The organism is Natrinema sp. 1APR25-10V2, from assembly GCF_031626495.1.
Lineage (GTDB): Archaea > Halobacteriota > Halobacteria > Halobacteriales > Natrialbaceae > Natrinema.
Window position 1 is genome coordinate 105,480 of sequence record NZ_JAMQOJ010000005.1, and the last position, 15,740, is coordinate 121,219.

Annotated in this window: 15 protein-coding genes; 8 read left to right on the forward strand and 7 right to left on the reverse strand. The window is 65.1% G+C overall.

Annotation, left to right across the window (positions count from 1 at the left end):
* The first annotated feature begins 87 nt into the window (after positions 1-87).
* The 3 genes from NDO75_RS16340 (at position 88) to trpB (ending at position 2,533) form a co-directional block, all read left to right on the forward strand.
* Positions 88-750 carry a trimeric intracellular cation channel family protein gene (locus NDO75_RS16340; RefSeq protein ID WP_310907676.1) on the forward strand — a complete coding sequence of 221 codons (663 nt, stop codon included), beginning with the start codon at positions 88-90 and terminating at the stop codon, positions 748-750.
* A gap of 329 nt (positions 751-1,079) precedes the next feature.
* A complete protein-coding gene (locus tag NDO75_RS16345; protein WP_310907677.1) occupies positions 1,080-1,271 on the forward strand; it encodes a hypothetical protein in 192 nt (63 codons plus the stop codon).
* Between the two features lie 110 nt (positions 1,272-1,381).
* Positions 1,382-2,533, forward strand: a complete 1,152-nt coding sequence (gene trpB / locus NDO75_RS16350; RefSeq protein ID WP_310907678.1) for a tryptophan synthase subunit beta — start codon at positions 1,382-1,384, stop codon at positions 2,531-2,533.
* Positions 2,534-2,577: 44 nt separating this feature from the next.
* Here the strand turns inward: trpB and NDO75_RS16355 are convergent, their stop codons facing one another.
* The 4 genes from NDO75_RS16355 to NDO75_RS16370 all read right to left on the reverse strand — a co-directional run bounded on the left by NDO75_RS16355 (position 2,578) and on the right by NDO75_RS16370 (position 5,928).
* The gene (locus NDO75_RS16355; RefSeq protein ID WP_310907679.1) at positions 2,578-2,994 is read right to left on the reverse strand and encodes an HIT domain-containing protein; all 417 of its coding nucleotides are present in this window, start codon (positions 2,992-2,994) and stop codon (positions 2,578-2,580) included.
* Between the two features lie 66 nt (positions 2,995-3,060).
* Positions 3,061-4,122: a glycosyltransferase gene (locus NDO75_RS16360; protein WP_310907680.1), complete on the reverse strand. Its 1,062-nt coding sequence runs from the start codon at positions 4,120-4,122 to the stop codon at positions 3,061-3,063.
* A gap of 87 nt (positions 4,123-4,209) precedes the next feature.
* On the reverse strand, positions 4,210-5,541 hold the full coding sequence (locus tag NDO75_RS16365; protein WP_310907681.1) for a PQQ-binding-like beta-propeller repeat protein: 1,332 nt from the start codon (positions 5,539-5,541) through the stop codon (positions 4,210-4,212).
* 78 nt (positions 5,542-5,619) lie between these two features.
* Positions 5,620-5,928, reverse strand: coding sequence for a hypothetical protein (locus NDO75_RS16370; RefSeq protein ID WP_310907682.1), 309 nt, complete (start codon positions 5,926-5,928; stop codon positions 5,620-5,622).
* A 58-nt stretch (positions 5,929-5,986) separates the two neighbouring features.
* Between NDO75_RS16370 and NDO75_RS16375 the strand changes: the two genes are divergently transcribed.
* Positions 5,987-7,129: a hypothetical protein gene (locus NDO75_RS16375; RefSeq protein ID WP_310907683.1), complete on the forward strand. Its 1,143-nt coding sequence runs from the start codon at positions 5,987-5,989 to the stop codon at positions 7,127-7,129.
* An 889-nt stretch (positions 7,130-8,018) separates the two neighbouring features.
* Here NDO75_RS16375 and NDO75_RS16380 read toward each other — a convergent pair.
* Positions 8,019-8,540, reverse strand: coding sequence for a hypothetical protein (locus tag NDO75_RS16380; RefSeq protein ID WP_310907684.1), 522 nt, complete (start codon positions 8,538-8,540; stop codon positions 8,019-8,021).
* 205 nt (positions 8,541-8,745) lie between these two features.
* Here NDO75_RS16380 and NDO75_RS16385 point away from each other — a divergent pair, with 205 nt between their 5' ends.
* From NDO75_RS16385 to NDO75_RS16395, 3 genes are all read left to right on the forward strand, one after another.
* Complete coding sequence (locus NDO75_RS16385; protein WP_310907685.1) at positions 8,746-10,638, forward strand: S9 family peptidase; 1,893 nt, start codon at positions 8,746-8,748, stop codon at positions 10,636-10,638.
* Between the two features lie 75 nt (positions 10,639-10,713).
* Entirely contained in the window at positions 10,714-11,655 is a 942-nt protein-coding gene (locus NDO75_RS16390) for an ABC transporter ATP-binding protein (RefSeq protein WP_310907686.1), read from the forward strand.
* Positions 11,652-12,473 (forward strand): ABC transporter permease subunit, encoded by an 822-nt coding sequence (locus tag NDO75_RS16395; protein ID WP_310907687.1) that lies wholly within the window; start codon positions 11,652-11,654, stop codon positions 12,471-12,473. The genes NDO75_RS16390 and NDO75_RS16395 overlap by 4 nt, the downstream gene beginning before the upstream one ends.
* Before the next feature lie 14 nt (positions 12,474-12,487).
* Here NDO75_RS16395 and NDO75_RS16400 read toward each other — a convergent pair whose 3' ends face one another.
* Positions 12,488-13,549: an NAD(P)-dependent glycerol-1-phosphate dehydrogenase gene (locus tag NDO75_RS16400; RefSeq protein WP_310907688.1), complete on the reverse strand. Its 1,062-nt coding sequence runs from the start codon at positions 13,547-13,549 to the stop codon at positions 12,488-12,490.
* A gap of 100 nt (positions 13,550-13,649) precedes the next feature.
* On the opposite strand from NDO75_RS16400, the gene NDO75_RS16405 reads away from it, so the two are divergent.
* Positions 13,650-14,729: a peptidase gene (locus NDO75_RS16405; RefSeq protein ID WP_310907689.1), complete on the forward strand. Its 1,080-nt coding sequence runs from the start codon at positions 13,650-13,652 to the stop codon at positions 14,727-14,729.
* On the opposite strand, the gene NDO75_RS16410 is transcribed toward NDO75_RS16405, so the two are convergent.
* Positions 14,730-15,719 carry an NAD-dependent epimerase/dehydratase family protein gene (locus NDO75_RS16410; protein WP_310907690.1) on the reverse strand — a complete coding sequence of 330 codons (990 nt, stop codon included), beginning with the start codon at positions 15,717-15,719 and terminating at the stop codon, positions 14,730-14,732.
* Positions 15,720-15,740: the final 21 nt, after the last annotated feature.

Consider the following 15,740-nt stretch of genomic DNA (forward strand, 5'->3'; position numbering starts at 1 on the left):
CCTTCCGCGTCACCTCTACGCGATCGGCCGGGACGACCACCGGTCGATTCACAGTACTCAAGACGCTCGCATCCGTGGCTGACGGTAGTGGTTCGGGACGTTATCGGCGTACTGCTCGAGGACCCGTTCGCCGTGATGAACACGATCGGATTGGTCGCGTTCGCGCTGGTGGGCGCGACGAAGGCGATCCGCGAGGAGTTCGATCTGTTCGGGGTCGCCGTCGTCGGGTTGACGACGGCCTTCGCCGGCGGGGCGACGCGGGACGTCCTCGTGGGCCGCGTGCCCCTGGCGCTCCGATCGACGGGCGAAATGAGCCTCGGCGTGCTCGGCGTCTGTCTGGCGGTCGGGCTGAACGTCGCGCTGGCTCGCCCGGACGAGCACCCGATCACGCAGTTCTCCGACGCGATCGGACTCGCGGCGTTCGCTACCGCCGGCGCCATCGTCGCGACGGCCACCGGCACGTCGGGTTTCGGCGTCGTCGTCATCGCCACGATCAACGCGGTCGGCGGCGGCGCGTTCGCGGACATCCTGTTGAACCGGTCGCCGTTCGTCCTGCTCGAGGACTTCTATGCGAGCTGTGCGGTCCTGGGCGGCGGCACCTACTGGCTGGCGACCACCGTCGGTGCGACGGGGAGCATCGCCGCCGCAGCCTGCGCTCTGGTGACGATCGGGACGCGACTGGCCGCGGTCACGTACGGGTGGACGCTGCCGACGGCGCAACTCCGCGGACTGGCGCGTGACGGCACGTAAGGGATCGCTCGCGCGGAATACGGACGATCGCCACGTACGTTTAATTATTCCGATCGAACACGTCGAAATATGAGCGTCCGAAGCGTCATCGTCGGCGAACCGCGGCCTCGATCGTACGTCGCAGTACTCGCGGTCGGAATCCCGCTTTCGGCGTCCGTGTTGTTTCTGTCGGAGTACGACTGGGTTCTCGGCGCGCCGGTGCTGCTCCCGCCGATGGCGGTCGCCTTCTACGCGGGATGGACGCGTGCCGGCGTGCTGGCGGGAGCAGGAGCCGTCTTTCTCACTATTCTCTGGCGATTCGTCTTCCCACCGTTCGTTGGCTATCGCCGGTGGTCGATGGCACGCGGTACACGCCACCCCGTCTGCTCGGATACAAACGCTCCCCGCGCGGCGAACTGCTCGAGGGACTCACCCACGGCCCCGTGTACGCCCTCGCCGGCGCGGTCGTCGCCGGCGGGTTCGCGTACCTTGGGGGAGCGACGATCCGACGGCTTGTCCGACAACGGATCGCGGAGGGCTAACGGGCCCCTCCGTTCCGTTGACCCCGCGAACGTAGACCGAACGGACGGTTCGCTGTCCAACGGCGACAGCACAGAACATATTTGACGGTGAGCGCGCAATCTACCGGCATATGTCCAACGGAGAGTTCGAAGGGTACGGTGGGAGACACGTTCCGGAGCCGCTTCGGGAACCGCTCGAGCAACTGGCGGCCGCGTACGACGACGTCGCGACCACCGACGAGTTCCAGTCGGAGCTGCGCGGTCTGCTCGAGGAGTTCGCGGGTCGGCCGAGCCCGCTGTACTACGCGCGCAATCTGAGCGAGCGCTACGGCGCGGAGATCTACCTCAAACGCGAGGACCTGCTCCACGGCGGCGCACACAAGATCAACAACTGTCTCGGGCAGGCCCTGCTGGCGAAGCAGGCCGGCCGCGATCGGCTGATCGCCGAGACGGGTGCGGGCCAGCACGGCACGGCGACCGCGATGGTCGGCGCGCTGCTCGGCCTCGACACGGAGATCTACATGGGGAAGAAGGACGTCGAACGACAGGAGATGAACGTCTTCCGAATGCGGCTCATGGGTGCCGAGGTCAACGAAGTCACCCGCGGCGACGAGGGGCTGGCCGACGCCGTCGATGCCGCGCTCGAGGACTTCGCCCAGAACGTCGAAAACACCCACTACCTGGTGGGCAGCGTCGTCGGGCCGGACCCGTTCCCGCGGATGGTCCGGGACTTCCAGAGCGTCATCGGCCGCGAGGCCCGCGAACAGATTCGGGAGCGGACGGGCGACCTGCCCGACGCCGCTGTCGCCTGCGTCGGCGGCGGCTCGAACGCGATCGGCCTCTTTCACGCCTTCCGCGACGACGACGTCGAGTTCTACGGTGCCGAAGGCGGCGGCGAAGGATCGGACTCGGGCCGCCACGCCGCCCCGCTCGCGAAGGGGACCGACGACGTGATCCACGGGATGAAAACGCGGGTCATCGACGAGGACGTGGAGGTCCACTCCGTCTCCGCGGGACTCGACTACCCCGGTGTCGGCCCCGAGCACGCCATGTTCCGGGCCGTCGGCCGCTGTGAGTACACCGGCGTCACCGACGACGAGGCGCTCGCGGCCTTCCGCGAACTCAGCGAGACGGAGGGGATCATCCCCGCGCTCGAGTCCAGTCACGCGATCGCCCGCGCGATCGAGCTCGCGGAGGAAGGGGACCACGACACCATCCTCGTGAACCTCTCGGGCCGGGGCGACAAGGACATGGAGACCGCGGCCGCGAAGTTCGACCTCTAGGCGGTGGCTTCCGGCGGTGAGGAATCGCGACGCCTGACCCCCGCTTAGCGCTCGAGGTGCGCCCGAACGCGATCCGTTAGTACCGAAGCATCGTCGTCGTCGAGTTCCGTCCGTGGCAGCGACAGCGCCACGTCGTCGTCCGCGAACCGGGGGACGACGTGGACGTGGGCGTGATCGACGGTCCCGACCAGCGGGCCGCTGGTGTGAAACGTGCTGAACCCGTCGGGCTCGAGCACCGCCTCGAGCCCGTTCGCGACGGTCCGAACGGTCTCGAAGACGGCGGCCGACGTCGCCCCGTCGATCGTTACGATCTCCTCCTCGTGAGCACGTGGAACGACGAGCGCGTGTCCGACCACGGCCGGATTCGTATCGAGAAACGAGAGCGTCAGTTCGTCTTCGTACAGGACGTGCGCCGGCCGGTCGCCGGCGACGATTTCGCAGAACTGGCAGTCGTCGTGCATAGCGTGACGTTTGTCCGAACCGACAAATAGGTACGTCCGCTCGACGGGAGCGACGCGCCGGTTGACCTACAGTAGCCCCTGCGCTTCCTGAACTGCCTGATAGATGTCCAGATACCGATCGGCCACCGCCGAGCGGTCGTAGTCGGCGAACCGATCGTCGTACTCGCGGTGCTCGAGGTCGCCCGCAGCGAGGATGGCCTCGGCCAGTTCGTCCTCGCTGGTGGTCCGGAATCCGCGGTCCCACCCCTCGACGAGTTCGTGGGCGCTCGCGTTCGCGTGGTACTCGACGATGCCGACACAGCCAGCGGCCAGCGCCCACAGCATCTCCGTCGGGAAGACGCAGTGTTCGGCCGTCTGCGCGAACAGGTGCGCACCGCGGTAGGCCGCGATCCGATCCTCGAGCGGGAGGCTGCCGGCGAACGTCACCCGGTCGTCGATCCGGAGGTCGCGCGCCAGTCGCTCGTAGCGCTCCCGTTCGGGGCCGTCACCGACGACTTTCGCCGACCAGTCGCGGTCCCTGAGTTCGGCCAGCGCGAGCAGCAGGCTCTCGAGGTTCGCCCCCTCGTCGAGTCGCCGGGCGTAGATCACGTCGACGTCCTCGCCGGGTTCGACGTCCCGAACCAGCTCGCAGTCGATCGGGTTCGGAACGGTCTCGACGATGTCGCCGTCGGCCCCGATCTCCCGGACCCACGTTCCGACCAGTTCCGAGGGTGTGACGATCCGGTCCGGTCGCCCCGTCGCGAGCCGCGTCCACCGGGTGTCGTCGACGCCACCGTCGCCGTACCACTCGGCGACCAGCGGCACGCGGGCGAGCGTCGCGCCAACGCGAGCGGGCAGCACCTGCCCCGCCGGCCGCGCGTCGACGTGGATCACGTCCGGGTTCGCGGCCGCGAGGACGAACGGCAGCCGCAGCGTGAACGCACTGCGGGCCTCGGGGCCGCTCGAGACCGCGTGGTACGTGATTCCGTCCCGCTCGAACGTCGTCCCCTCGCCGGCCCAGAAGCCGGCACAGTAACAGTGAACGTCGTGGCCACGTTCCGTGAGGAGCTCACAGACGGTCCGCAACCGCTGGTTCGTCTCGGTATCGCGGTGGTGTACCGTTTCGAACGAGACGAACGCGACCTGCATCTGCTCGAGGAATGTGAGCGAACGGGTAAAAACTCTACTTGTTTCGGCCGAATTCCGGCGAGCGTCGGTCACGGCGCTGAGCAGGCCTTACTCTGCCGCGCCAAATCGATAGAATCCGCCACTGTCGCTCTCCGTCGCGCGGTTGGCGAGATAGAACGATCCGTCGCGGACGAGCGGCGTACTCGAGACATGGCCGGACGTGTTGTAGTCCCAGACGTGCTCACCGCTCTCCTTATCGAGGACGTACACGTTCGTATCGTTAGATCCGAATACCACGTGTTCTGCTGTGACAGTCGGGCATCCCATTACGTCGCCCTCGGTTTCGTACCGCCACTGTTCCTCGCCGCTCTCGCAGTCTAGTGCGTAGAGGGCATTGTCGTTGCTTCCGATGTAGAGCCGACCGGCGTCGGTATCGATTGCCGGCCCGGACATAACAGTCGAATCCGTGGTAAACGATCGGTTCCACTGTTCTTCACCGTCGTCAATGCCAACCCGGTAGACGTTGTAGTCCCACGATCCGAAGAAAACTGCCCCGTCGTATATCGCGACGGGCCCTTTGATCGGCCGGCCGGTGTTGAACTTCCAGGCGAACTCCCGATCAGAGAAGTGCCACGCGTAGCAGTACCCGTCGTTCGCGCCGACGGCGAGGATATCCGCGGTAGTATCGATCGCGAGCGTCGAATGAGGATGGCTCGTGGGCTCGGTCGCTTCCCACTCGAGGTCGCCGGTTTTCGCGTCGACGGCTACGACGCTTCCGTCGGGGTCACCGAATTCGACAGCCGTGTATATCGTGCCGTCGTGATATGCGGGACTCGAGCCGATGAACCCGGCGACGACGGTCTTCCACCGTCGTTGACCCGTCTCTACATCGAACGCGTAGAGCGCTCCATCGTATGCGCCCACGTACACCGTCCCATCTGCGATAACCGGCGTCCCGTGAATGCCGCTTGGGGAAGGGTCGGTTGCCGCGGACCACCGGACCTCACCCTCGGGGGTTACGGCGTAAATCGATCCCGTATCAGCAGCGATGATGAGATCGCCCGTTGGCGCGGCGACTGGGCTCGACTTTGCCGCCCCATAATTACTCTTGTTAACACCGTCCAGTCGCCACTGCCGGTCGAGGGATTCGGGGAGTTTCTCATCGGGGAAGTAGCCGTGCCGCTGTAGATTGCCACGGAATATTGCGTCCTGCTCGAGTGTCTGTGCTTGATTTGTGATCCTGGCCGTCGATTTCGCTCCTGATTCGCCGTTCGTTGCACTCGAACCAACAACGTTCGCAATGACTGCGGTTCCGGCTATTCCAGTTAGTCGTAGGTATTGGCGTCGTGATCGAGTCATCTTGATGTTATTTCGTTTGTGTATTAGTCCGCACCTGTTCGTACAATCAGATGAGACGGAGAGAAACTGTACTCGTAGCATGCAGCCACTCTCCGCATCTGCAGCGGTGAGAGACCGATATCTGAGTCATCGGTCGCCTCCCGCTTTGATCAGCTCTCTTTAGGCGATATTAGTTGGCTTAGCTACCGTCACCATCGCCATCGCCGTCACCGTCTCCGTCTCCGTCACCGTCTCCGTCGCCATCTCCGTCTCCGTCACCGTCGCCATCGCCGTCGCCGTCTCCGTCACCGTCACCGTCTCCATCGCCGTCACCGTCGCCATCGCCGTCTCCATCGCCGTCACCGTCGCCGTCACCGTCGCCGTCTCCATCGCCATCGCCATCGCCATCGCCGTCTCCATCGCCATCGCCGTCACCGTCACCATCTCCGTCGCATGGACCGATGGTATCACCGTGAGCAAGGTGCGCATCTAACGCGTTCTCGTTCACCGTGATGGTAACAGTCGGATTAGTTTCTGAGCCGGTCTGGTGGCAGATGGTTACCCTATTGCCGTCACCGTCACCGTCGCCGTCTCCATCTCCGTCTCCATCGCCGTCTCCGTCACCATCGCCGTCTCCGTCACCATCGCCGTCTCCGTCGCCATCGCCGTCGCCGTCTCCGTCACCGTCACCGTCGCCGTCTCCGTCTCCATCGCCGTCGCCGTCTCCGTCTCCATCGCCGTCTCCGTCACCATCGCCGTCTCCGTCGCCATCGCCGTCGCCGTCTCCGTCACCGTCACCGTCGCCGTCTCCGTCTCCATCGCCGTCGCCGTCTCCGTCACCGTCTCCATCGCCGTCACCGTCGCCGTCTCCGTCACCGTCGCCATCGCCGTCTCCGTCTCCATCGCCGTCACCGTCGCCGTCTCCATCGCCATCGCCATCGCCATCGCCATCGCCGTCTCCGTCTCCATCGCCGTCACCGTCGCCGTCTCCGTCTCCATCGCCGTCACCGTCGCCGTCTCCGTCGCCATCGCCGTCACCATCTCCGTCACCATCGCCGTCTCCGTCACCGGGCTGTTCCGGTTTCTCGGGCTCTTTCGGCTGTTCCGGTTTCTCGGGCTCTTTCGGCTGTTCCGGTTTCTCAGGCTCTTTCGGCTGTTCCGGTTTCTCGGGCTCTTTCGGCTGTTCCGGTTTCTCAGGCTCCCGAGGAGCGTCTGGCTGCTGATCGTCGTCCGGAGCAGGCTGCTGGTCGTCATCTATCTGCTTACCAGCTCCGTCTGCCGCCTGCTGTTGTGCAGTTCGGTCTTTACGATCTTTCGTAACGTCGCGCTTTTCGTCCTCAGTGACCTGCTTCTTGTCGCGCTTTTCGTCCGTAGAGACGGCATCTCCAGTCCCGTCAGCGGTGGCACTGACGCTGACTGCTTCGTCCGCGTCCTCACAATCGATCTCGATCAGCTCTTCACCATCATCCCCGATGGTGAGCACATCTTCGGGGATCTCGAGGGGAACCTCCGTTCCGTCTGCCGTCGCGGTGAGGTTGTACGTCCCATCCGAGAGCTCGATGAACGTGACGTTCTCGGTGGCCGCAACCGTGACGTTCTCGCTGACCGATTCGTCGCGCGTTTCGGTCGTGTCCTCGTCGACCGGCTCGAACGTGTTCTCGTCGACACGCTCGAGCAAGAGGAGTTGTGACTCCGTCCCGTCGACACGCTCAAGCGTCAACTCGACCGGCGCGTCGTTAGGATTCGAAACGTGGAGCTGTCCGCTTCCCAGTTGACACTCGACTGTGATATCGAGTGCCTCGTATTCGGATTGCTGATCGTCGTCCGATGTCGATGGCGCGTGCGTTGTATCGCCACTCGCCATGACGACCCCTGCTGCCCCGAACGTCATCCCGATGACCGTCATCAGAACGACCAATGCAGTTAGTGAGGTCCGTATGCTAGTATCCCAAGTCGACTCCGCACTGTCCGTTGGCTTGTCTCTCATGGTTATTCTGAAACCGCACACGGACTCGATGGTCATTACGTCCTTTGTTATGGATACCCGACGAACGTGCTCGCCCTTTGGTAATTACTATCGCTAGTATTCGGTTTATAAAATATTGATTTATCATCTATCAAAGTGATATTTATTGTTTCGAAACAAACGGCTATCAGGGGAAGAACTGTTACAATCCGACCGCAGTCATCGAAATATCGCCGCGTATGACTGCCCTCCTGAATCAAATATCGATCGGTATGGTACTCATGGTCGAACACCACGGTAACATCTGTCACAGATGGTTACCACCACTGGGACTCGAACTCGAGTTGCCGGCGAACCGACATCGTTCGAAGAGCGGCGCACGCAGTCGCTCGCCGTCAAACCGGTAGCCGACTCGAGGGTCGAGCGGCGAATTCGACGCTTTCCGACCGGTAATGACGAATGTTCGCCAACAGATAACCACTACTCCTGGCGTGTCCAAATAGGAGTGGAAGTGAACGTTTGTCACCCGTGTTCTCGTAACAAGATCACAAAGAAAGGATTCGGCACCTCAACTATCTCCATCGATGCTGTCGCATCAGCTTCGCTCGAGCTCTCATCGTGTCCCATCACCATCTTCGGCCTCCCCCGTTTCGTCAGTGCTGTCTGTTCCGGCGGTCCCACCGGTCGTTTCGTCCTCCGTGTCGGATTCGCCATCCCCGGTTTCGTTGCCGTCAGCGGTTTCGTTACTGCCGACGGTCTCGTTTCCGTTTTCGGTTTCGTTACCGCTTGCGGTCTCGTTGCTGGTATCTTCCTCCACATCACCATCGGTGACAGAACCGCCAGCAGTCTCGTTATCACCGCTCTCGTTGCCGCCTTCGCTGATCGAGTCTGCGTCCGACTCGTTGTCGGTACGGTTGCTCTCTTCGGCTCCGAATCTACCAGCGGAAGTCCCACCGCCGTCACCGCCGTTGGTCCCCAGCGACGACATTTCGCTATCGGAAACCGGTCCCGCACTCGAGTCGGCCTCGAACGCACCCGGGCCGACGGCGGCGACGGTCAGCCCGAACACCGCGAGGAGGAGCACGGTCGTCACGAGAACGTTGCCGGTCGGCGACGATTCGGTCGTGCGTTCCATCAGTCTGTCTCGCAACCGATATCGGCTTCGTTAAGCACGACCATCCCGATCGGCCTTCGAGGCGCACCGATTTCGGACTCGTCGTTCGCGCTCTCGAGAGAGTCCGGAAATGTAGTAACTATCGACTACCCGGCGCTGGCGGCCTCGCTCGGGATCGAACCCACCGACCGAAACGCCTACCCCCTCGAGCCCGTACGGCTGAGCCATGAGCAGCTACGACATCGAGCGCTATCTCAACATCCGCAGCGCCTACGGCGCGTCGTTCGGCCCCGACGGCGAACGGCTCTCCTTTCTGATGGACACGACCGGCACCTCGCAGGTCTGGACCCTCGAGGAGCCACGCGGCTGGCCCGAGCAGCGGACATTCTACGAGGAACGGGTGACCTTCGCCTCGTGGTCGCCCGAGCGCCCGGAGCTGATCTTCGGCATGGACGAGGGCGGCAACGAGCGTGCCCAGCTGTTCCGGCTCGACGCCGAGACCGGCGAGATCGAGAACCTGACCGCGATGCCCGACGCGAAGCACCGCTGGGGCGGCTGGAGTCACGACGGCGAGCGGTTCGCGTTCACCTCGAACCGGCGCGACGAGTCCGTCTTCGATATCTACGTGCAGGGACGCGACGAACGGGGAGCAGACGGACAAGGCCCGTCTGCTCGGGAGACGTCGTCTCCCGCTGACGCGGAGCTCGTCTACGAGGGCGACGGCTGGCTCTCGCTTTCCGGCTGGAGCCCCGACGATTCTCGACTACTGGTCTCGCAGGCCTACTCCAACTTCGATCAGGACCTGTACGTGCTCGACCTCGAGGCCGACGAGCCGGACCTCGAGCATCTCACGCCCCACGAGGGCGACGTCCGCTATCAGAGCGCCAGCTGGGCCCCCCACGGGGAGGGTATCTACCTCGTGACCGACGAGGGCGACGCCGATACGCTCTATCTGGCGTACCTCGATCTCGATGAAGGGGATCTCGAGACCGTCATCGACGGAGACGGGTGGAACGTCGACGGCATCGCGCTGGACGACGACACCGGCCGCTTCGTCTGTTCGCGGAACGTCGAGGGCTACACCGAACTGACCGTCGGCGAGTTCGACGCCGACGAGCCCACCTCCTACGAGACCTTTCCCCGTCCCGACCTGCCGGGCGGGATCTCCGGCGGCGTGAGCTTCGATCCCGACGCCGAGCGGTTCGCGCTGTCGACGACCGGCGATACCGTCAACACGAACGTCTTCGTCGTCGACGTGGAGACCGGCGAGGCCGAACGGTGGACGAGCGCCCCCACGGCGGGTATTCCGCCCGAATCGTTCGACGACTCCGACCTCGTCGACGTCGAGAGCTTCGACGGGCTCGAGGTGCCCGGCTTCCTCACGCTCCCCGACGACCACGAGGCAGGCAACGGCGGAGGCAACGCGGACGACGGTGACGGCGTTCCCGTCATCGTCGACATCCACGGCGGCCCCGAGAGCCAGCGCCGCCCCTCGTTCTCGAGCGTCAAGCAGTACTTTCTCGACCGGGGGTACGCCTACTTCGAGCCCAACGTCCGGGGCTCGTCGGGCTACGGCGCCGACTACGCGGCACTCGACGACGTGGAAAAGCGAATGGATTCGGTCGCCGACATCGAAGCCTGCGTCGAGTGGCTGCGGGACCACCCCGCGATCGATCCCGACCGGATCGCCGCCAAGGGCGGCTCCTACGGCGGCTTCATGGTGCTGGCCGCGCTGACCGAGTACCCCGACCTGTGGGCCGCCGGCATCGACGTCGTCGGCATCGCCAACTTCGTCACCTTCCTCGAGAACACGGGCGATTGGCGGCGCGAGCTCCGTGAGGCCGAATACGGCTCGCTTGCGGACGATCGCGAGTTCCTCGAGGAGATTTCGCCGACGAACAACATCGAGAACATCGAGGCGCCGCTGTTCGTCCTCCACGGCGAGAACGACCCCCGCGTCCCGGTCGGGGAGGCGGAACAGATCGCCGAGCAGGCCGCCGAGCAGGGCGTACCGGTTCGAAAGCTGATCTTCGAGGACGAGGGACACGGGTTCTCGAAGCTCGAGAACCGCATCGAAGCGTACTCGGAAATCGCCGATTTCCTCGACGAACACGTCTGAGCGACGCGTCCTCCAACGGGTCGACCGGAAGATAATTACAAAACATATACATGATAGCGGCGAAGAGAGTCGAACATGTCCGCTATCCAAACGTCCTCCCTCACCAAACGGTACGGTGAGACCGTCCTCGCTGTCGACGACCTCGATCTGACCGTCGAGGACGGCGAGGTGTTCGGCTTCCTCGGCCCCAACGGTGCGGGGAAGTCGACCACGATCAACATGTTGCTCGATTTCGTCCGCCCGACGGACGGCACCGCCACGGTCCTCGGTCTCGACGCGCAGGCCGACACCGACGAGATCCGCCACCGGATCGGCGTCCTCCCCGAAGGAGCCAGCGTCTACGACCGGCTCACCGCCCGCGAACACCTCGAGTGGGTCATCGATACGAAAGGGGCCGACGACGACCCCGACGCCGTCCTCGAGCGCGTCGGCCTCGCCGGCGCCGGCGATCGCCCCGCCGGCGGCTACTCGAAGGGGATGACCCAGCGACTCGGGTTCGGCATGGCGCTGGTCGGCGATCCCGACCTGCTGATTTTGGACGAGCCCTCCTCTGGACTCGACCCCGCCGGGATGCAAGAGATGCGCGAGATCATTCGCGATGAGGCCGAAAGCGGTACCACCGTCTTCTTCTCGAGCCACATCCTCGGGGAGGTCGAGGCGGTCTGCGACCGCATCGGCATCATGAACGAGGGTCGACTGGTCGCGACCGGCACGCTCGACGACCTGCAGGGCGAGCTCGACCTCGGCGCGCCGATTACCCTCGAGGTCGAGCGCGTCCCCGACTCGCTCGGACTGGAAGGACTCGCCGGCGTCCGTTCGGTCACGATCGAGGGGACGGAGATTACCGCCACCTGCGCCGACCCCTCAGTCAAGGTCGACGTGGTTCGCCACGTCGCCGACACGACCGCCGTCCGCGACATCGTTTCGGAAGACGTCTCGCTCGAGCAGTTGTTCAACACGTACACGAACGGCGGGCGGACGGACGAAGAGGCCGAAGCGACGGAGGTGGCGGCATGAGCACGCTCGCCGTCGCGAAGAAGGATTTCCTCGACGTTCGGCGAGCCAAGATCGTCTGGTTCGTCGGTGCGCTGTACGTCGCCTTCATGGCGCTGCTGGTGTACTTCGGGCAGAACGGGCGTCCGGATCCGACCGTTCTGAACGCGCTCTGGAACCTGACCGCCGTCGGTGCGATGTTCATCCCGCTGATCGCGCTCGTGACGGCGTATCTCGCGATCGCCGGCGAACGCGAGTCCGGCGGCATCAAGTACATGCTGTCGATTCCGAACAGCCGTCGTGACGTCGTCCTCGGAAAGTTCCTCACGCGAACGGCGATCGTCAGCGCGTCGATCGCCGTCGCGTTCCTGATCGGCGGCGCACTCACGCTGGCGTGGTATCCCTCGCCCGAGATGGATACCTTCGGAATCATGACGGCGCTGACTGTCCTGTACGCGCTGACCTACGTCGCTGTCGCGATCGGCATCTCTGCCGCGACCGCTTCTCGATCGCGCGCGATGGGCGGATCCATCGCGTTCTTCTTCATTACGAGCGTGCTAAACGTGTTCGGGCCGCTTCAGCTCGCTATCGACTACCTAGTCAACGACCTCGCCGGGCTCGACGTGTCCATGTATCAGATCATGTTCGTCCAGTCGCTCGTCAGTCCGACTGCGGCGTACGTCAACTCCACCGGACTCGCGTTCCCCGACGGATTCAGGACGATCCCGCCGGACCTGCCGTGGTTCCTCCAGGGCGAGGCGATGGTCGTCGTCATGATCGCCTGGCTCGTCGTGCCGCTCGCGCTGGGGATCTGGCAGTTCGAACGCGTCGATCTCGGCTGACGGTTCGTCGAGGATCAGTCGATAACGCCCGTTTTTCGCGCCACGTCTCGAGCCGCGCGCTCGTTCATCCCGTCGCCTAAAATCGTGTACCGATCGCGGATCTCGTGGCAGGTCGTCAACGCCTCGATGACGGTCTCGTCGTCGATTCCGAGTTCGGCGGCGGTCGTCGGCGCGTCGATGCTCGAGAGCGCGTCGCGGATGTCCCGCCAGATGCCGTCTTCGCCCTGGTGGAGGTAGGCCGTCATGATCGAGCCGACGCCGACCTGATGGCCGTGGAGAGCCACGCCGGGGGCCAGTCGGTCGAGTTGGTGCGAGAAGAGGTGTTCGGCCCCGCTGGCCGGCCGCGAGGAGCCGGCGATGCTCATCGCGACGCCCGAGGACATCAGCGCCTTGGTGACGACCCAGGCCGACTCCTCGAGCCCCGGCCGGATGAGATCGGCGTTACCCACGAGGATCTCGGCGGTCATCTCCGAGAGCGCGGCGGCGTACTCCGAATACTCGACGTCTTTGAGCCGCTTGGCGAGCCGCCAGTCCATGACGGCGGTGTAGTTCGAGATGATGTCGGCACAGCCAGCGGTCGTCAGCTCCCACGGTGCCTCGGCGAGGATGCCGGTGTCGGCGACGACCGCCAGCGGCGGCTCCGCGGCGACGCTGTGGCGTGAATCCCCGTCCGGGACCGAGCCTCGATTGCTGACGATCCCGTCGTGGCTCGCCGCCGTGGGAACGGAACAGAAGCCCATGTCGAGGTGGTAGCTGGCCAGTTTCGCGATGTCGATGGCCTTGCCCCCGCCGATGCCGACGAGGTAGGCGGCGTCCTCGGCCTCGGCGATCTCGATGACGCGCTCGACGGCATCGAACGTCGCCTTCTCGACGGTGACGATCGCGGGCTCGATTCCGGCGGCCTCGAAGTCGGCCGCAATCGGATCCGCGGCGACCTCGCGGGGCGTCGGACTCGTGACGAACAGCGGCCGCCCCTGTAGGTGGAGGTCGTCGATCACGTCGAGGACCTCGCTGCGAACGCCGTGGCCGACGACGACGTTCCGCGGGAGGCGGATCCACGTCGACTTATCGAACATACCAGTCCTGACACACCCCCGGGACATGTGTTTTTCCTCGTCGGCGCGGCCGTCGGACCGATCAGCGCTCTTATATAATTTCCAACTACAATGGCCGCATATGATCGCGGTGACCGCGCTCTGGCTCGGACTGCTTGGCGCGGGATATGCTAGCGGCAGACTGTACGGACGGTACAGGCTTCGACGCGCCGGTGACAGCGATGGCCGGTCACGCGGCACGTATCGACTGCTCGCCGTCGTGGGTCTCACGACCTTCGTCGTCCTCGGATTTGCCGGTCTCATCGACGCGACCGAGAGCGCTCTCTCGTCCGTCCATCCGGCGCTGGGAGGCGGGCTCGCCGCGCCGCTCGTCTGGCTCCCGTCGGCGGTCGGAACGATCGTCGCCGTTCTCGTCACGTACCTCGGCGTCTTTCCGTACGCCCGCGAGCGCCGCGACCTCGAGATCGACGCCGCGACGGCGATCGGACGCCTCGCACGGTATCTCGCGGCGATTTCGCTGTTCGTTCTGGGCGTCGTCGGCCTCTATACGGCGCTCCTCGAGGTCTCGAATCCGAATCCGGCGTTGATTCCGGTCGTGTTCCTCGTTCTCACTACCGGTATCTACGGCTGGATGACGTTCCGGATTCGCCTCTCACAGGACGTCGAGCCGCTGACGGCCGAGCAGCGACGCCGACTCGAGGCGGCAGCCGACCGAGCTGACCTGACGGCGACGGTCGCCGGCGCGATTCCGGGCCGCGAAACCGAAGTCGCCGTTGTCTACCTCGACGGTCCGTTCTGGAACCGGCGAGCCTACGCCACCGACTACGCGTTCGACGCGTTCGACGACGACGAGCTGTGGGCAGCGTGTGCACGTGCGAGCGCCGCCGACGAGGGTCGACTGCTGGAACGACAGGCGCTCGTGACGAGTGCGCTCCTCGGCCTTCTCGTCACGTGCTACGTCTGGAGGTCGTTCGCGCTCGCGCTGCTCGCCGTTGCGATAGGCTGGCCACTCGCCGTTCGGTACCTTCAGCGATGCGAGTTCGCCGCCGATCGTCGCGCTGCTCGAGCCGTCGGGGCCGACGCGCTCGAGAGCACCCTCGAGACGGGAGCCGATCTGTCCGACGACCGAGGGCGGCTGCAGGAGCGGCTCGCGTCGACGCCCTCCCGGTCTCGGCGACTCGAGCGGCTCCGCGACGCCTGATCAGAGCGTATCCAGAATGTCCAATACGCGCTCTTCGGCCGCCCGATCCGGCTCCTCCTCGACGCCGCCGCGGTCGTTCTCGAGGTGGTCCGCGACAGTGCGATCCATCGCCTCGGCGAGCGGCGTCGACTCCCAGCCCAGCGCGGCGAGTTTCGCCGTCGAGAGGACGTGGGGGTACGTCCGGTACATGGGGTAGTCGTCGAGCGCGAGGTCGCCAGCGGCGAGTTCGCGGGGACCGGCGTGGACGATCTCGACGGATGTATCGAGCGAGTCGGCGATCAGATCGACCATCTCCTCGAGCGTGACGAGCCGCCGGTCGCCGACGTTGTAGGCCTCGCCGGCCTCGCCGTGCTCGGCGACGACCCGCAGGGCGCTGGCGACGTCCTCGACGTAGACGCGGTGGCGGAGGTTCGTGCCGTCGCCGGGGACCACGACGCGGTCGAAGCGGTTGACGCGGTCGATCCACCAGTCCAGCCGTTCGGTGTAGTCGTGCGGACCGTAGACGATCGGCGGGCGGACGGTCATAGCGCGAACGCCGTCTTCGGCCGCCGCGACGACGGCGCGGTCGCCCTCTGCCTTCCGGTTACCGTAGGTCTCGAACCTGTCGTCGGTCGCTTGCTCGGCTGTACAGGACTCGAGCGGCGTCTCCCCCTCCCGTTTGGGGATCTCCTCGCGGCCGTAGGCCGCCCCGCTGGAGACGTAGACGTACGCCTCGCAGTCGGCGAAGAGACGGGTCGCGGCGCGAACGTCCTTCGGTTGGTAGGCGACGCAGTCGAAAACGGCGTCGGGGTCGACGGTCATCGCGGCCGATTCGAGCGCCGTGTCGTTCGTCCGGTCGCCCTCGACGTGGTCGACGCGGTCGTCGTCCGCGAACGGGTTCTCGCGGTTGCCGCGGGTGAAGATGGTGACGCCGTAGCCGTGCTCGAGCAGGTCGTCGACGAGGTGCCGACCGATAAAGCGCGTGCCGCCGATGACGAGTGCGCTGTCCATAGACGGCCGTCACCGCTCGCG